General features: G+C 42.0%; 16 protein-coding genes and 1 riboswitch. Of the genes, 3 read left to right on the forward strand and 13 right to left on the reverse strand.

Translation table 11 applies throughout. The annotated features are described in order from the left end of the window. Positions 1-1,458, reverse strand: a complete 1,458-nt coding sequence (locus tag AC6CIB_RS10525) for an alanine/glycine:cation symporter family protein (RefSeq protein ID WP_498280342.1) — start codon at positions 1,456-1,458, stop codon at positions 1-3. 180 nt (positions 1,459-1,638) lie between these two features. Between AC6CIB_RS10525 and AC6CIB_RS10530 the strand changes: the two genes are divergently transcribed. Then, positions 1,639-1,887 (forward strand): alpha/beta-type small acid-soluble spore protein, encoded by a 249-nt coding sequence (locus AC6CIB_RS10530; protein ID WP_498280344.1) that lies wholly within the window; start codon positions 1,639-1,641, stop codon positions 1,885-1,887. A 45-nt stretch (positions 1,888-1,932) separates the two neighbouring features. Here AC6CIB_RS10530 and AC6CIB_RS10535 read toward each other — a convergent pair whose 3' ends face one another. Further along, positions 1,933-2,532: a uracil-DNA glycosylase gene (locus tag AC6CIB_RS10535; protein WP_498280575.1), complete on the reverse strand. Its 600-nt coding sequence runs from the start codon at positions 2,530-2,532 to the stop codon at positions 1,933-1,935. Between the two features lie 172 nt (positions 2,533-2,704). Between AC6CIB_RS10535 and AC6CIB_RS10540 the strand changes: the two genes are divergently transcribed. Beyond that, on the forward strand, positions 2,705-3,127 hold the full coding sequence (locus tag AC6CIB_RS10540; RefSeq protein ID WP_498280346.1) for a pyridoxamine 5'-phosphate oxidase family protein: 423 nt from the start codon (positions 2,705-2,707) through the stop codon (positions 3,125-3,127). Positions 3,128-3,726: 599 nt separating this feature from the next. Here AC6CIB_RS10540 and AC6CIB_RS10545 read toward each other — a convergent pair. The 10 genes from AC6CIB_RS10545 to AC6CIB_RS10590 form a co-directional block, all read right to left on the reverse strand. Continuing rightward, positions 3,727-5,508 carry an ABC transporter ATP-binding protein gene (locus AC6CIB_RS10545; protein WP_498280348.1) on the reverse strand — a complete coding sequence of 594 codons (1,782 nt, stop codon included), beginning with the start codon at positions 5,506-5,508 and terminating at the stop codon, positions 3,727-3,729. After that, positions 5,501-7,258 carry an ABC transporter ATP-binding protein gene (locus tag AC6CIB_RS10550; protein ID WP_498280350.1) on the reverse strand — a complete coding sequence of 586 codons (1,758 nt, stop codon included), beginning with the start codon at positions 7,256-7,258 and terminating at the stop codon, positions 5,501-5,503. The genes AC6CIB_RS10545 and AC6CIB_RS10550 overlap by 8 nt, the downstream gene beginning before the upstream one ends. Positions 7,259-7,503: 245 nt before the next feature. Further along, positions 7,504-9,072, reverse strand: coding sequence for a mechanosensitive ion channel (locus AC6CIB_RS10555; protein WP_498280352.1), 1,569 nt, complete (start codon positions 9,070-9,072; stop codon positions 7,504-7,506). A gap of 159 nt (positions 9,073-9,231) precedes the next feature. Next, entirely contained in the window at positions 9,232-11,421 is a 2,190-nt protein-coding gene (locus AC6CIB_RS10560; RefSeq protein ID WP_498280354.1) for a beta-propeller domain-containing protein, read from the reverse strand. 755 nt (positions 11,422-12,176) lie between these two features. Further along, a complete protein-coding gene (locus AC6CIB_RS10565) occupies positions 12,177-12,632 on the reverse strand; it encodes a threonine/serine exporter family protein (RefSeq protein ID WP_498280356.1) in 456 nt (151 codons plus the stop codon). 47 nt (positions 12,633-12,679) lie between these two features. Next, complete coding sequence (locus tag AC6CIB_RS10570; protein WP_498280358.1) at positions 12,680-13,441, reverse strand: threonine/serine exporter family protein; 762 nt, start codon at positions 13,439-13,441, stop codon at positions 12,680-12,682. Between the two features lie 311 nt (positions 13,442-13,752). After that, complete coding sequence (locus AC6CIB_RS10575; protein WP_498280360.1) at positions 13,753-14,343, reverse strand: DedA family protein; 591 nt, start codon at positions 14,341-14,343, stop codon at positions 13,753-13,755. A gap of 149 nt (positions 14,344-14,492) precedes the next feature. After that, entirely contained in the window at positions 14,493-15,089 is a 597-nt protein-coding gene (gene thiT, locus AC6CIB_RS10580; protein ID WP_498280362.1) for an energy-coupled thiamine transporter ThiT, read from the reverse strand. 71 nt (positions 15,090-15,160) lie between these two features. Beyond that, positions 15,161-15,259, reverse strand: a riboswitch (TPP riboswitch). Between the two features lie 83 nt (positions 15,260-15,342). Next, positions 15,343-15,642, reverse strand: coding sequence for a hypothetical protein (locus AC6CIB_RS10585; RefSeq protein WP_498280364.1), 300 nt, complete (start codon positions 15,640-15,642; stop codon positions 15,343-15,345). A 232-nt stretch (positions 15,643-15,874) separates the two neighbouring features. After that, on the reverse strand, positions 15,875-16,201 hold the full coding sequence (locus tag AC6CIB_RS10590; protein WP_498280366.1) for a thioredoxin family protein: 327 nt from the start codon (positions 16,199-16,201) through the stop codon (positions 15,875-15,877). 127 nt (positions 16,202-16,328) lie between these two features. Here AC6CIB_RS10590 and AC6CIB_RS10595 point away from each other — a divergent pair, with 127 nt between their 5' ends. Further along, on the forward strand, positions 16,329-16,652 hold the full coding sequence (locus AC6CIB_RS10595) for a YflT domain-containing protein (protein ID WP_498280368.1): 324 nt from the start codon (positions 16,329-16,331) through the stop codon (positions 16,650-16,652). Positions 16,653-16,688: 36 nt separating this feature from the next. Here AC6CIB_RS10595 and AC6CIB_RS10600 read toward each other — a convergent pair whose 3' ends face one another. Next, the gene (locus AC6CIB_RS10600; RefSeq protein WP_498280577.1) at positions 16,689-17,093 is read right to left on the reverse strand and encodes a histidine phosphatase family protein; all 405 of its coding nucleotides are present in this window, start codon (positions 17,091-17,093) and stop codon (positions 16,689-16,691) included. Between the last annotated feature and the right edge of the window lie 23 nt (positions 17,094-17,116).

Raw genomic sequence — 17,116 nt, forward strand, 5'->3', positions numbered from 1 at the left:
TTAAGAAGCATTTTCTTTATCTTCTACTTTATACTCTTGCTCCCAGAACTCTGCATTCTTGATACCAAGCTTTGTAGAGTTAAATACCGGGTCAAGACCTTGTTTCTTCTGTTCTTCATAATCCTTGAGGGCTTTCAAGGCAGGTTTGGCAAGGATAAGAATGGCGATTAAGTTCAGCCACACCATGATTCCGAGACCGATATCACCCAATGCCCATGCTAAAGCGGCTTCTCTCACTGCTCCATAGAATGTGGCAGCAAGCAGGACGAACTTTAAGATGGTCATCGCCACCTTTGAATTCTTGCCTCTCAATAGGTATGCAACATTCGTTTCGGCCATGTAGTAGTAAGCCATAATAGTTGTAAAAGCAAAGAAAAATAATGCGATCGCGACAAATGATGCTCCGAATCCAGGGATGACTGATTCGATGGCTGCCTGTGTATAACCAGGCCCGGCTTCAATTCCTTCTAAATTGTTCGCAAGCATTGTTCCATCAGGAGCTTCTGTATTGAAGGATCCCGTAAATAAGATCATGAACGCTGTAGCCGAACAAACCAGAAGAGTATCGATGTAAACGGAAAACGCTTGAACCAACCCTTGTTTCGCAGGGTGGGAAACTTCTGCTGCCGCTGCAGCATGTGGTCCTGTACCCTGACCTGCTTCGTTGGAATAAATTCCACGTTTTACTCCCCAAGATACGGCCATCCCGATGATTCCACCGAATGCTGAATCAAAGCCGAATGCACTTTTGAAGATAAGCGCTAAAACTGCCGGGATTTCAGTAATATTCATTCCTACAATGATAAGAGATAGAAGAATATAGGCAATCGCCATAAATGGTACTACGTAAGAAGCAACTCCAGCGATACGTTTGACTCCTCCGAAAATAATGACCCCGATTATCACGACAAGACCAATACCCGTTATCGTTGTACTGAGTCCAAATGCATTTTCAAGACCTAACGCAATGGAGTTTGATTGAATACCAGGCATTAAAATACTCATCGCAAGCAATGTAGCAAGTGAGAAAAGAACGGCATACCATTTCCAACCGATCCCTTTTTCAATATAATAGGCTGGTCCTCCACGGTATTCCCCATCCTGCTTCACTTTGTAAATTTGAGCAAGTGTGGACTCAATGAAGGCACTGCTCGCACCGATAAATGCAATCGTCCACATCCAGAAAACCGCCCCTGGACCACCGAAAGCAATGGCTGTTGCTGTACCGGCGATGTTACCCGTCCCGACACGCCCTGATAACGACAGTGCCAAGGCCTGGAATGAAGATACACCTGCTTTGGAGCTACCACCCTTAAACATTTGAACCACCATATCTTTGATCAACCGCACTTGTAAAAACTTCGTTAAAATAGAAAATAGTAAGCCTACACCTAAACAGAAGTAAATCATGACCGGAGACCAAAGTATTCCTACCAATTTGCCAACTAATTCTTCCACGGCATTTCCCCCTTTTCTTTACAAAAATTGTCCAACTATTAAGAATTATATTTTATTTGACACAAATTAGACAATCTTTTTTTTATTCTTCTTCTTTTTAATAGGAACAAAAACCCTTATAAGACAGGCTTCGTACTACCAAAAAAAATTCTGGGCAATCTATAAAAAAGGGGTGATATTATGTCGAGAAGAAAACTTCTTGTACCTGAATCCCGGGCTGCGATGGATCAATTAAAAGCGAAAGTTTCTGGTACGCCAGATCCTAAAGAAGCGAAATATGAGATCGCCAAGGAACAAGGTATTCCTCTACAAAGAGGTTATAATGGAAAATTAACGTCTGAGCAAGCAGGAAAAGTAGGTGGAAGAATTGGCGGTAACATGGTGAAGGAGCTTGTGAGAATGGCTCAGGAAAATTTAAATAAAAAATAGCTTAAAGAAGGCTGACACTTAAATAAATGTCAGCCTTCTTTTATGTTATTTCCCCCGGAGGATTTCTTTCAACTTATCCAGGTCTTTATAGATTTCTTTTTCTAATGAGCGATTGTAGAAAATCGATGCAGGATGAAAGGTCGGAAATATGGAGTAGCTTTCTTCGCTCATGATCCACTCATTTGAATCAAGGTCTTTTAATCGCCTGACTTTAGCGTGAATCAGCCGGCCGTGCATTTGTGATATCGTGTACTGATTCCCCAATAGTCTTTGTAACCCGATATTCCCCAAGGTGACAAGCTGTTTTGGCTTAATATGCTTCAGCTCGTAATCCAGGATCGGAGCATGAGCCAGCTGTTCTTTACGATTCGGGGCCCTGTTATACTTCTTCTCCACGATCTCATTTCCCCCTACTTTCTTAGGGACAATTTTATAAGGTCTGCTTCTGACCGTTGAGGTAAAATAAATGTCTTCCCTTGGAACCTCCAGATACTGAAAGAACTCATCCAGTACTTTTCCTGCCCGTCCACTAAACGGCATTCCATTATGAATCTCGGTTTCACCCGGAGCTTCTCCGACAATCATGATCGTCGGCTTATCCGGGCCGCGTCCATATACAAACCCCTCACAGGAATACGGCTCCATCCTTTTCTTGCAGAGAACGACTAATTCTTCCGGTATCACACGCATCATCCTTTGTTTATTTGTTATTTTCGTTATTCCCGGACAGCACCCGAAATACACATTCCCATGTTTATTTCACTTTAAGAAAAGGAATAGTATGGATATAAATGAACATTTAAAGGAGATGGATTGTGTGTCACAAGCTGAACTGAAACAACAAATTTTAAAGGTGCTCGATGAAAGCAAAGTAGGGACACTGGCAACGGTTAAAAATAATAAACCTCATTCCCGTTATATGACGTTTTCACATGATGAGCTGACTCTATATACGCCAACAAACAAGGAAACGCATAAGACAGATGAAATTGAGGACAATCCTAATGTGCATATTCTTCTTGGCTACGAAGGAGAGGGGTATGGTGATACCTTCGTCGAAATCGAAGGTCGCGCCTCCATTGAAGAGTCCGCTCATTATAAGGAAAAACTGTGGAACGACCATATGAAAAGATGGTTTGAGGGTCCAGACGATCCGGATTACATTGTCCTAAAAATTCAACCTATCAGCATCCGCTTAATGAACGATGATGAGGATTCGCCGCAGTCACTGGAATTATAATCGAAAATCCCCTTGACACATTTTAATATTGATGTTATATTTATTTATTGTAATCTTGTAACATACATTAAAACGATAGAGAAGATAATTCGTAATTCTATTCTGTTTTGATTTAACAACTTATTCACACTGGATCGGCTTCGGAGCCGTTAGGATGTAAGAGAGGTAGGGCTTACGTCGTTTAGGTATATCAAACGACTCAAGGAATTGCCCGCGGCTGTTTATTATCTGCAAACAACGTTCAAGATATAAATATATTACTTGTGATGTTGCAAGTTACAGAGTTGCCTTTATCCGATTAAGGTAACACCAAAGGGATCGCTAACGGGAAGATTAGCCCCTTTATAATAAAAAACACCTCAAAAGTGCTGACTTTTGAGGTGTTTTTTTATTTAATAGGCAGTTTTATAGGGTTCTACAGCGCATTTTACCTTCTTACCACAGTTCATTTTTTCAATTTTGCCACTTTTCTTTTCAAATTTCGGTTTTAATTTTCAATTCCGATGACTTTCTTTTTCATTTTCATGTTTTATTTTCAAATCGGGAATTACAGCGAAGATTCTCCTCGCTTAATCTTCTGCCACGTCTCTTTCCACACCCTAACTGCTCTCCATCAACTGACTTTGATACAACCCATGATAGAACCCTTTCTGCTTGAGAAGCTCATCATGAGATCCCCGTTCAATGATCTTTCCTTGATCAAGTACCAGAATTTGATCGGCCTGTCGGATGGTGTTAAGACGGTGGGCCACCACTACACTTGTTCTCCCCATCATTAATCGTTTGAGGGCTTCCTGAATCTTCAGCTCTGTAATCGTATCGATGCTGCTCGTGGCTTCATCCAGAATAAGAATGGAAGGATTTGAAAGGATCGCTCTTGCAATGGATAGTAACTGTTTCTGTCCCTGGCTGATCCCACTGCCATCATGTCTTAACAAAGTATCGTAGCCCTCAGGCATTTTCTCAATAAAGGAATGGGCATTGGCCAATTTTGCCGCTTCCCTTACTTCTTCATCGCCCGTATCGAGTCTTCCGTAACGGATATTGTCTGCAATCGTTCCTTGAAACAGGAAGCTATCCTGCAGGACAAATCCCATTTGCTGACGAAGACTCTTTCGTTTAATGGTTTGGATATTCTGGTCGTCAATCTCAATGGTGCCTTCATTCAGTTCATAGAAACGAGACAGCAGATTGGTAATCGTCGTTTTACCTGCTCCTGTCGGTCCGACCAAAGCAACGGTCTCACCCGGTGTAATGGTGAAGGATACATCCTGAAGAGTTTGATCCCCTTTTTCATACGAGAAAGAAACGTGTTGAAATTCTACTTTCCCTTCAACGGAATCGATTTCCACGGCATCCCCTTCATCCTTGGCTTCTTCCTCTTCGTCTAAAATTTGAAATACTCGCTCAGCACCGGCAATGGCTGATAATAACGTGTTATATTGGTTCGCGAGCTCATTCAACGGACGGGTGAATTGCCGGGCATATTCAGCAAATATCACCATTACACCAATGGTTATCATGCCATTTAATGCAAAGATCCCTCCGACTCCGGCAATGACGGCAAAACTCAAATTGTTCAACACATTCATAAGCTTCGGGATGAACCCGGAATAGGTATCCGCCCAATAAGCAGCCGTTCTCAATCGTTGATTTTTTTCTCCAAAATCCTTTATGGCAGTATCCTCACGGGAAAAGGTTTTGATGATGCTATGCCCCGAAATCGTCTCTTCGATATAGCCGTTTAGCTCTCCGATATTTTGTTGATATTGTTTAAATAAACGTCCTGTCCTTTTCGTAATCCAATTCATGCCGAGAGCCATCAGAGGAACGATGGTTAATGTGATCAAGGTGAGCAACGGGCTGAGCCAGAGCATGATCGAGACGGTCCCCACTAATGTCAGGACACTGGATATGATTTGAATGAAAGAGCTATTCAACGTGGCACTCACATTATCAATATCATTTGTCACTCTGCTCATTAACTCTCCATGCTTCCGTTTGTCAAAGAAAGGGATCGATAGTTGATGCAATTGATGAAATAGGTCCTTCCGCAAGCGGTAGACCGTATCCTGAGCCACACCGATCATCCAATAATTTTGGAACCATACGGACAGGGAATGGAAGATGTACACTGCTATTAAACCTAAAACAAGCCCAATCAATCCAGAAGTCTCTTTCGTTACAATGTATTCATCAATCGCTTTTCCCACAAGGAAAGGCCCAAGAAGAGCTGCTACTGAACTAATGAACACCATTAAAATCACGAGATACAGGATCACTTTCATTTCGGAAAGGTAGTTCCAAAGACGACGCAGCGTCCCTCTTGCATCTTTCGCTTTATCGTATTTCCCCAGTTTCTTTCGCACATGCTTAGACATGATGCATTTCCTCCTCTCCGAATTGAGATTGAAAAATCCGCTGATAAAGAGAGGAATCTTCTAATAGGGTTGTATGGTTCCCCTCTCCGATTAACACTCCATCTTCAAGGAGCAGAATCGTATCTGATTCCATGGCCGTACTTATTTTCTGTGTAATGATCATCGTCGTACATTCATATTGCTTCAAAGCTTGAAGCAGCTTAGATTCTGTTTTCAAATCCAAAGCACTCGTACTATCGTCCAGTAATAGAATCTTTGGTTTTCGTATGAGTGCTCTCGCAATCGACAGACGCTGTTTCTGTCCTCCTGAAAGATTGACCCCTTTTTGACCGAGAACTGTGTCATATCCATGGGAAAGATTCAGGATGGTCTCATGGATTTTGGCATCCTTTGCAGCTTGTATCATTTCTTCCCTGGTGGCATCTTCTTTTCCCCATAGGAGGTTTTCTGATACTGACCCGGAAAACAGGACCGCTTCCTGGGGCACATACCCAATATTTTTCCTTACGTGATCCAAAGAGATGGACCGGATGGATTGACCGTCCAGTTCAACAGACCCTTCCGTCGCATCGTACAGGCGTGGAATGAGTTGGAACAGGGATGTTTTACCGGATCCGGTTGCTCCCAGAATCGAAACCGTTTCGCCAGCCTCCACTTTAAACGATACTCCTTCAAGCACCTTCCCACGGGTTGAAGGGTATTGAAACGACACATCTTTAAATGTAATCTCTCCGTTCACCACTGTGTTTTCCTGTCGTACTTCCTCTCCGTCTTTCAAATCAATTTCGGTTTGCAGAACCTCTTCTACCCTGCCGGCGGAAGCTCTTGCTCTTGAAAAACTCGTAATAATAAATGAGAAAATTGAAAAAAAAGAAGAGATTCTCGTAACATATGTGACAATCGCTACGACTTCTCCTACCTTTGCTCCACCTGAGGCCACATCTATACTTCCGAACCACAAAACGGATAGGATGGCCAGATTCATAACGAGCATCAGAAGTGGCATGATGATTTCCATAAAACGAAGAGCCCTCACAGTCCGATCCTTCAAATCTTCATTTGCACCATGAAATCGGCTTTCTTCATACTTGCTTCGTGTATAAGCTTTAATTAACCTCATCCCGGAGAGGTTTTCCTTCATGACCTCGTTTACTTTGTCGAGACGGGATTGAACTCTTTCAAAAAGGCTCCATCCACGTTTCAGTACCCATAACAGGAACAGCCATAAAACCGGAATCACGATTAATAAAATAAGGGCAAGACGAACATTGACGATGAGTGCCATGATCGTTGATCCGACAACAAGTAGCGGGGCTCTTAGCATAATGCGCAAACTCATGAAGATCGTATTCTGCAACTGCCTTACGTCATTGGTCATCCTGGTGATCAATGATGATGCCGGGAGCTTTTGAAAGCTTGCAAAGGAAAACGACTGAACCTTTTTATATAAGCTTTCCCGCACATCATAGCCAAATCCCTGACTAGTATGAGCTGCAAAAAATGAATTCGTCACGCCTGAAATAAACGCGAGGAGAGACATCCCCACCATGATGAAACCCCATTTCATCACCACGTCCAAGTCTTCATTCATAATTCCTTCATCAATAATCCGTGCCATAAACAGCGGATTTAATAGTTCTACAGCAAGCTCTACCAGCATTAAACTCCAGGCAACCGCCATGGCAACACGGTAAGGCTTTAAAAAACGTATGACCTTCAAATGAACACCCCTCCGACAAAAAGCTTCCATTATCTACATATGTATCATCATATCGTTTTTTTATGCCGTGTGGTAGTTGGAAGTGTTATTGCGGAAGCTGCTCGAACAGAGGTGACAAGCAAATGGCGAACTACCTGAAAGGGGCTCTTTGCCTTTGTCTTTTGACCTCGAGCTTCGAACCGCTGAAGCTGAAGGTCCTTCTCATCAAATTTATCTAATCTGTTTCCTAACAAAAAACCACACGATCTAAAAGGACCGTGTGGTTTTTTTTACGCTTATTGATTGAAAGGAGGTGTATCCGTTCCGCCATTATTAGGCCTGTTCTTCTCTTCTTCAATTTTCCGATCCAGTTTAGAAAGATATTTTTGCGCAAAGTCCTTTCCACCTAGACCAAAGGCCAAACCGAAGGCTAGTGCCAATCCACCCAGAATCAGCATGAAGGCAATATTGACGATGGAATCCGCCACTTTTAATTGATCCAAGGCCATAAAGAAACTTAGGGCAATGATTGCATATTTCGTGATGGTCGAAAGTACTTGGAAGTGATCACTCAATACGTTGGATATGATGCTCTTCACTAAGTTACCTAAGTATAAACCTGCCCCAAGAATGACGATGGCTGCTAATACATGTGGTAAATACGCAAGGACGCCTGTTGCCAGAGCGACCAGGAATTCCAATCGCACAATTTCCAGGGCTTCTACTACAAAGAGGAAAACAATGATCATTTGAACGACTCTACCTACGAGTCCTGATAGATTCATATAAGTTGAGCCAGTTGGTTCATACGGATTGTTATTAGTATTTATTCGTCCTATACCCATATTACGTAATAGAGAATTGAATCCTACCCGGTTCAATAAACGCGCAATCATGGCTCCAGCCCATTTACCAACCCAGATTCCCGCAAGAATGAGTAGAATAGCAATCGCTATATTTGGAAGCATCACAAGGGCCTGATTGAGCATGTTAATCGCCGGTTCTGAAATCCCACGAATGTCCAGCTGATCTAATGCAGAAATCGTAACCGGAATCATAATGAGGACGAATACAATGGTACCAATGACCGATGAAACCGTTGTTCCTTGAAAGAGCTTGCTAATGCCGAATCGTTCAGCGACTCTCTCCGTTCCAATCGCTTGTAAAAAGTTCGTGACGATATCCCGGACGATTTTGGCTACAAACCAGCCAACCAGGAGAATGATAGCTGCGGCAAACAGTTTAGGAATAAACCCTAAGAAGTTTTGCAACATTTCCGTGAAAGGTTCTGACACTCCTGTGATATTAAGAGCCGCTAACACTCCCGGTAAGAAAATGAGCAGTACGAGATAGAACACAATCCTGGCAGCCGTATAGACATAGCGATGTACATCGTTCTCATCTTTCGCTAATTTAGATCTTACCAGCGTACTTTTAACTGAAGGTTTCGTACCCAGTTTCTCTATCAATACCTTCAGTACAGAAGCAACTATCCATGCAAATAATAGAATAAGTGCTGCTTTTAATACGTTTGGAATCGCTGCTGCCATCGTACTCAACATACCGACTAAAGGAGAAGCAATGAAGTTCAAGTCAAGCATATTGAAGAAGGCAATAAACACGAACACAAGCAGAATAAAGTACACAATTTTACTAATGACTTTCTCCGATGTCCATTTCCGTTCTCCGTTCCTGCTGCCAAAATAAAGGTTGTCATCGATCTTCACCCGTTTTAAAATTCCGTAAACGGCTTTTTCAACAGCCTTTGCAATGATCCACCCGATTAATAACACTAATAGAGCCAATAACAGATCAGGAAGCTTCCCTAAGTACCCATACCATTCTTGCGTTATATCATTGTTCATTCGATGTTCTCCCTTCAATTATGGAAATTGTATAATGCTAATAATTATCTACCCAAAGATTTTTTTTCAAAACCTGACAAAAAAAGATAGTCTAAATGATTCATCAGGGAGTCTTAAGTAATAGAAAACCCTTAAGGCAAAGCGCCTTAAGGGTTTTCATCATGGGAAATCAATCGCGTTTTCTATTTTAAAATCGTCTAAAGAGTAAGCAGTCACTCTCTTATGTGATACTGTGTAAAGCTGATTATCAATATATAGGAGCCTTTGAATCTGGTCTTCCCACTGTTCGTAATATTCTTTGTTTTTGTTTTCTTCCTCTGTGAGCTGAGACTTTAAAACAATTCCTTTTTCAGGTGTGATTTCATAAAGGAGGGCACCTTGATAGTCAAACTCCAGTTCATGCCGGCTTCCTTCTTTTTCATGATAAACAGAAATGGGAAAACCATATAGATTTCTTGAAGGTTCATGAAGCAATGCTTTGTGATCTTCCAACAAATAAGAGTGAGTACCCGTCCCCCCTATTATTTCAGTGTCCGTTTCCTTTGGATGCTGAAAGTCTGTAATATCAAACAATGAAATCTTCATTCCGTTTCTAACAACTCTGGGTTCCTCATTGGTTACTTTGTTATCATCCACCACTTTCGTATCAAAACCAAACCCGATGAGGTGATGTTCGTCAATGGGGTGGAGATAGGTGCTGAAACCAGGAATCTTCAACTCCCCTAAAACCTTTGGAGCTTTCGGATCTGCCGTATCGATGACAAAAAGGGGATCGACTTGTTTAAAGGTGACCATATATGCCTTATTTCCCATAAACCTGACAGAATAGATCTGTTCTCCCCGGGCTAAGTCCGTTACTTCTCCAACATTCTTCATGTTTTCATCTAAAATATAGAGAGCATTGGAAGAAGGTGAATCACTGTTCCATACCTCCCCTTTCGTCGTTGCAATCCGAAAGTGGCCATCATGTTCATCCATGGAAAATTGATTTAACGCCCTTCCTTCTACATTCCCTGATGAAGAATACGCAATGTTCCCATCACGGACGGAAAATTTATAAATCTCCGTATTTGAAGAGGTCCAACCGTTCATACCATCTTCATTGTATTTTTCTACAGCCACATAAAGATTGTTTTTAGACATATACACTTTATCACCGCTTCCGAGATAGGATTGAATGTTTAGAGAAGCTTTGGGATCCTCCATATTCATTCCTGTCAATAAGGTATAGTTAGGGGACTGGGACTGCGGAAAATACTTAATATCTTGTATTGAAAGTGGTGTCGTTTCATCACCTGTCAAACTATCTTTCACCCGGGGTCTCAGATCAGGGTTTTTCCCCTGTTCAAGCATCCAGTAGTTTGGATACAAATTCGAAATTAAATATACAGTGGAATCAATCTTCCTGGACGTTAAATATTGACCTTCAAGCTCTACCTTTCTGAGGAGAGATGGTTTTGATTTATCGGAGATATCATACAGAAGCGCAACAGTCGTTCCGTCTACAGGCATAGTGGAAGCAAATGATTCTTGTTTACCCTCTTGAAAATGGGCAGTCCCCCAGTTGTTGCCGATGACGAGCAACTTATCTTTCTGTAAAAATAGATGATGAGGCTGCATACTTTCTTTATAGCTGGTAGAAGATACTACTTTCATTTCCTTCACAGGATTTGCCTTAGTAATCAGCAGCCTACGGTCGGTTAATTGGTAAATATAGCTTCCATCGGTCTTCACTATATCCCCTTCGTCAACTCCTTGAACCTGATTATTCGTTTCAGAAAAATGGGATCCCGATTGAGACGACTCCCCAGCCGCACTATCTTCCGATGACTTGGACTCCATATTTCCTTCTCTTCCGAAAAGAGAAAACTCCGTATCTTCCCTATTACTCTTTAAGATTTGTTTAAAATAGTTCGTTAGCTCTTCCTTGGATTGAATACTGGGTAGTTTAGAGGTTACAGAAAAGGGTAATTCTGTGTCTCCGTCATAAGAAAAACCCCATTTGGTTTTCACTTTCGGAGAAATATGAAGTGTATAATGGTGGGGGTCAGAAGGATACCCTCCTGGCGGTGCTTGAATTTGCAGGGTCTTTCGATTTTCATTCAACTTGAGGGAAACATTGATCCTCTCTCCATTGGTGTCTTCTACATAAATGTTCTGGGGCGTCACCGTTTCCTTATTTAGTGCCGTTGAAAATTGCAGATTCCAGGAGTTATTCTCCATCACGAGAAGATTCCCATCCATCTTCCCCTCGGCCATCACAACAGGTCTTTGACTATACGCAAACGTTCCAAGTGCCATCAGCAGCGCAATACCAGCAATAATGAGCAAATACGATTTCTTACTCATGTATGACCCTCCTCTATTTCTTATTTGTTGATTAGACGTTCTGGAGGGGTAAATGTTACATGGGTCATATGGTGGAAGTTGTGGTATGAAAGAGTAATTTTTGGAGGGGACTGGAATTTTATCGACTGTTTAAAAAAGGCTCTTTTCGCAAAGTTTGTGGCTATGTTAGAGAAGAAAGTAGTAGTTGATTTCCGCTACAGGATGCTCGCTTTCCGCGGGGCTGGCGGTGAACCTCTTCGGCACGCCTCCGGGGTCTCACCTGTCCAACTACGGGGCTTAGGGGCTCGAGGTCATAAGCCAAGTCTGCCAAAAAGGCAAAAAGCGCCTTTTCAGCAGACTCGACTTATGCTTGTCGCCCCTGTGCAAAGCCCCTCCGCTTTTCGTACTGTCCCGCTTCTCCCGCAGGAGTCGAGCACCTGCAGCGAGAATCAACTTTCTGAGCATGTTTCTTTAAATAAATAAAAACCAAAACTTTTAGAAATTGTTTTTTGACACTTTCTAGATCTGTCACGAAAAATCTCTTAAAGATGGTGAGGGGAACTGGGTAGACTCCGGCGGATTTTGGTCGTGGCGAGAACCCGTTAGGCTAAGCTGAGGAGGCTCGGCCGAACGCTAGTTGCAAGCGAAGAAATCCCCTTCACCATAAGCACATACTGATTGACAGAGCTCAAGCAGACCTTATGTTAAAAACAACAATCTTTACGAAAAGAGTCTTAAAAAAAGAAATAGACCCCACAAAAGTAAGGTCCATCCCTCTATCTCATTCTTCTTGCGCTTGCGTTCAGTCGTGCGTTTCGGATGACTTGGTTGATGACTTCTGAGAAGATAAGTCCAATGGCGATGGAGCCTGAGATCATGAAGGCTTTTGCTGCCAGGTTGATGGCGGCATTGTAATCGTTTTGAACGAAGTTTCTCATGGCATCGTATGCAAGTCCTCCAGGTACAAGGGGTATAATGCCGGCTACAGAGAAGATGATGACCGGGGTTCTATACATTTTCGCAAATATCTGACTGATTACAGCCACGACAAAAGATGCAAGTAACGTCGCAAGAACCACATCGGCGTCGTTTAAACTCATTAGTATGTAAATGATCCAGCCTAACATTCCAACAATTCCACATTTGAAAAGGGACTGCTTTGGAGCGTTGAAAATTATACCGAATGCAGCAGCGGAGATGAAGCTGGTCACTAATTGTTCGATTATGAGCATTCCCTTTTCACCTCAATCTTTTTTTCCTAATACTAAACAAAGTCACCCTACGTCAAAGTGAAAACTACGGCAATACCCGTCCCGATGGCAAACGCCGTTAAAAAAGCTTCTGCTCCCTTCGATAGACCCGACACCAAATGTCCTGCCATTAAATCCCGCACGGCATTTGTGATAAGGAGCCCAGGAACCAGGGGCATCACTGATCCAATAATAATCTTATCCAACTCCTGTCCGACTCCAAGCTGGACGAATCCATAGGAAAGCATTCCAATAATAAAGGAAGCAAGAAACTCAGCAAAGAATTTGATGGGAACGAGGCGATGAAAATAAATCAGACTCGTAAACCCGACTCCTCCCGTGATCAGTGCCGGAATGAAGTCCTTCCACACTCCCTGGAACATGATGAGAAAACATCCACTGGCAATCGAAGCGGCCAATACTTGAATCACAAAGGAGTATGATAGATTAGATTGATCCAGTTTTTCCAGGGCATTGTATGCTTCCTCAACGGTGAGGTGCCCCTTACTGATTTGCCTTGAAATACTATTCACGAGGGTTACTTTTTCAAGATCAGTCGATCGCTCGTTAATTCGAATCAACTTCGTTTTCGTTGGTTCAGACGTTTCAATCGAGAAGATGATCCCGGTAGGCGTCACATAACTGTGAGATTCTGAAATCCCATAAGAAGCGGCGATGCGCATCATCGTATCCTCGACGCGATACGTCTCTGCACCACTTTGCAACATGATCTTACCCGCCAGCAAGCTGACCTCCATAATGTCATATCTTCTTATCATTTTTGCTTCCATACGATCTCTCCACACGTGCTATTTTTTGAATAGGTCTAGTTTATAGGAAAGAAGGGGTGTAATCAATGAGGAACGGGATGATTTTACGTAGATTTAATCTGTGTAGAGGGTTTTTGGGTTGAATTAGTGGGTAATCTTTCGGGAAAATGTACCTTTCCCCCAAAAATGAATATTGAATGCCGACCAAGTGAGCTGGTGAGGGATTTATGAGCTGGTTCCGGCTGTTTATGAGCCGGTTTCAGGATTTATGAGCCACTTTTAAAGGATTATGAGCAACTTGTCGAAAAATCTAGACTCCGAATCTTTACTAATCATCCTCCTATGCCCTTCTCTCTCTTCCTTTTGAAAAGAGTGTACAAAACAGTTACCAGCACAAACCCTGTCAGAACCAACATTTGATATTCTTCTACCACCCCCAGGATCACTTCTTTATCACCCTCATAAAACTTGCCAATACTTAAGAAAAAAAAGGTAGACGGAGCGATCCCTAGCATAGTAAGGAGGGAATACACTTTCAGATTCATTTTTGCCATGCCTGCCATGAAGGGAATGACATTTCCTAAGTGAAGGGGGCTTGCGATTGCTACGCTCCAGATTCCGTAGCGGTTGAACTTTTCCTGAGCTTCTTTGAGCTTCTTCCGTTTTTCAGGTTTCAACCTTGCCTCCAGCTTCGCACCTAATTTTAAACTGATAAAATAAGGAATATAGCTCCCCACTGTATAAAGAAAGCTTCCTATTAGAGAAATGACTCCTATCTCCATCCACGTTAATTCTAAAATAAATCCCATTGTTACGATAAAAAAAGTGCCTACAAAAGGGAAAGCACTTCCTTCAATAAATAGAGAAAGCAATACACCCCATATTCCCCACTCAGCCGCTATATTTGACATAATTTCTTCCATCAAGGTCACTCCTATATGAACGAATATCTTAAGTATAAAAAAATCGCCAACATGCAAACAGAAGCCGTAGAAGTAAATGTTTCTAGGACCTGGGGAGTATTTTCACATAAAAAAGACCAGCCTCTTTGTAGGGGCGGGTCCAGATAACTTTATGATGCCTTTCGGCTGCTTTCTTGTGGAGATATCCTAACTCTGATCAACCTTGGCGCTGTGTTGAGTAAGATCAGCAGAGCGATTGTACAGAGAAGAGCTGAGCCCAGCATGGTGATTCCGTTTGCTACTAATGAAAAAAGTAGTGGCGACATGCTTTTCGGCGCATATTCTGCGAAGAAGACAAAGCCTGCGATAAAGTGCCAAAAATATCGAGCCAGACTGCCTAAAAAAGTAGCAGCCACTATCCACATTACCGCTTTAGATCGATGGTTACTTCTTAATGAGGCTTGGATCTTACCGGAAAAGATTCCGGCAAGACCAATAAAGGCAAAGGCGATGAAATATTCAACTACCATCTGCACAGGAGTTGCAATCCAAGCATCACCCAAGGCAATCTGCAATAGCCCCCATACAAATCCAGCCAGTATCCCAGCCTTCCATCCTCTTCGATAGGACAATAGAAAAATAGGAACCATTGCTATCGAAATGGAGATACTGGGTGATAGCTTAATAGACGGAAGCATATCAAGGATAACGGCGAATGCCGCCATCAATGAGGCTTCAAGTAAAATGACAAGACGTATATTTTTCATGAAAAATCCCCCTAGGGTTGATGAAACGAAACCATAAGGGGGCTGAATGTAAAAAGCAAAATAAGCAAGATGCCGCTTATTTTCCACATCCCTACGCTAGTACTAACTAACAGGTTCATAGGGTCAGAACAGATTGTTCACTCTCAGCTTTCGCTCCCCTTGTGGTAACGTTTATAAAGTTGTTATATTTTATTATACATGAAGAATGAAATTATGAAAGATAGATAGGTTCACTCTTTGATTTCGCTCTTGTTTAAGGTGACTCATTAAGAGGGTCATGAAGTATGATGACGGGCATTGACTTAGGGGTAACCATGAATCCATAGACTTTTCCGTCCTTGTCCTTATACGCTACAGAATAATCTCCAAACTGGGGTGAAAATTCGACGTTCTGGTATTCGAGATCCAGATCTTGATACTTTAGGCTCACATACAGGTTGGTGGCGATTCTTGCTGTCAGGTGTTGTACACTAGAAATCCGGTTGGCTACTATTATGAGGATGATTGCTAAACCCAGTAACATGACTTTCTTTGTTCCAGACAATCTGATCATTCATCAAGCCCCCTTTAATTTCTTCACAACTACTATACTCCTATACTTTCTATTATATACCTATTCACTGAACCATGACAAAAGAGCCACTTTTTTTAGCAGCTCTTTTTTTATTGCTATAGAACTTCAAATAAAAACGGCTCTCGATTTTAAATTTCCACAGTATTAAACAACCGTTTAACCCTTTCAACCTTGTCAGATCAACAAATTCCAATCTTAATCAAACGTTTGTTTAGTGGTCTAACATCTTCACCAGACGAGTCATTTGGCTATGTAATTCCTCGATTGGAACGAAGCGTGCCTTCCTGAACATTTCTTTTCCATATACAAAAACGATGACGACCGGCACAGTGAAGATGGAGAACTCACCAGCTATTTCCGGTATTTTTTCTGCATCGGCATGGATGGACATAACATCTTGAAACTCTTCTAGTAACCCTTTCACCTGTGGCAAGAGAGCGTGACAAACAGAACAGTTGGGTCTGGATATGTATAGTAACACCAGCTTTTCTGCAGCAAGTGTAGCATTGATGGTTTCTAAAGAATGAACTTCTTCCATATCTTGAGATCTCCCTTCTCTGATTTCACATTAATAATAGGTATACCCACATCTCCAAAGGTTTACCATTAGGAACCCGTGGGAAAAGATAAACGACAAATCAATTTGAATGATGGAGGAGATTGAAATGAAACCGACTGTTAAGGAATTTTATGACGATAAGGAATTAATTACAGAAGTTAAAAAGCTTTCTTCTCAAGGTATCGACAAACACAATCTTTATGTATTATCCCATGATGATGACCGGACGGACAGAGTCGCTGATCGGGCTGACGCCAATGAGATTGGTGTCAAGGAAACAGGTATCGGGACTGCAGTAGGGAACATGATTCTGAAAAAAGGTGACGAACTCCGAAACAAGCTGATGGAAGTTGGATTTTCCCACGAAGAAGCGGATCAGTACGAAGAAAAGCTCGATGAAGGAAAGATATTATTGATTGTTAAGAACTGACCTTATAAAGAAATGACTTAGGATGATTCCCAGGAATCATCCTTTTTTGTCTTTAAAAACATATAGCTTCCCGTTTGCTGGTCTTCTAAACTTAGGGCCTCTAAACCCTCGTTTAATCAGCTCTTTTCTCATAAACATCATAATCCCGCCATGGCCTACAATGAGAACGTCTTCACCCTCTTGTATGATTGCATCGACAATCCCGTTGATTCTTTTAAGGATCTCATTCTTACTTTCAGGCTGAGAACGATGATTAAACCACCAGGCTACCCGGATCATAAACAAATGTAAAAACAGTGGAAGCTTTCTCTTGGAACTGAACAAGGGAGATAGTCTAATTTCACGTAGTTCCTTCAACGATACGATATCCCCTGCATAGACTTTTCGAGCCGTTACTTCTGCCCTGGTTAAGTCACTTGCGTAGCACTTCTTCCATTCAATATCATGAAGATCAACCTCATTCT

The sequence above is a fragment of the Rossellomorea sp. GQ25 genome, assembly GCF_059758515.1.

Excerpts from the sequence above, each read along its gene's own strand:
- thiT (WP_498280362.1), bottom strand. The coding sequence starts at position 15,089 with ATGAAAAATATACGTCTTGTCATTTTACTTGAAGCCTCATTGATGGCG.
- AC6CIB_RS10575 (WP_498280360.1), bottom strand. The coding sequence starts at position 14,343 with ATGGAAGAAATTATGTCAAATATAGCGGCTGAGTGGGGAATATGGGGT.
- AC6CIB_RS10570 (WP_498280358.1), bottom strand. The coding sequence starts at position 13,441 with ATGGAAGCAAAAATGATAAGAAGATATGACATTATGGAGGTCAGCTTG.
- AC6CIB_RS10530 (WP_498280344.1), top strand. The coding sequence starts at position 1,639 with ATGTCGAGAAGAAAACTTCTTGTACCTGAATCCCGGGCTGCGATGGAT.
- AC6CIB_RS10590 (WP_498280366.1), bottom strand. The coding sequence starts at position 16,201 with ATGGAAGAAGTTCATTCTTTAGAAACCATCAATGCTACACTTGCTGCA.
- AC6CIB_RS10595 (WP_498280368.1), top strand. The coding sequence starts at position 16,329 with ATGAAACCGACTGTTAAGGAATTTTATGACGATAAGGAATTAATTACA.
- AC6CIB_RS10550 (WP_498280350.1), bottom strand. The coding sequence starts at position 7,258 with ATGGAAGCTTTTTGTCGGAGGGGTGTTCATTTGAAGGTCATACGTTTT.
- AC6CIB_RS10560 (WP_498280354.1), bottom strand. The coding sequence starts at position 11,421 with ATGAGTAAGAAATCGTATTTGCTCATTATTGCTGGTATTGCGCTGCTG.
- AC6CIB_RS10545 (WP_498280348.1), bottom strand. The coding sequence starts at position 5,508 with ATGTCTAAGCATGTGCGAAAGAAACTGGGGAAATACGATAAAGCGAAA.
- AC6CIB_RS10535 (WP_498280575.1), bottom strand. The coding sequence starts at position 2,532 with ATGGAGCCGTATTCCTGTGAGGGGTTTGTATATGGACGCGGCCCGGAT.
- AC6CIB_RS10555 (WP_498280352.1), bottom strand. The coding sequence starts at position 9,072 with ATGAACAATGATATAACGCAAGAATGGTATGGGTACTTAGGGAAGCTT.
- AC6CIB_RS10565 (WP_498280356.1), bottom strand. The coding sequence starts at position 12,632 with ATGCTCATAATCGAACAATTAGTGACCAGCTTCATCTCCGCTGCTGCA.
- AC6CIB_RS10585 (WP_498280364.1), bottom strand. The coding sequence starts at position 15,642 with ATGATCAGATTGTCTGGAACAAAGAAAGTCATGTTACTGGGTTTAGCA.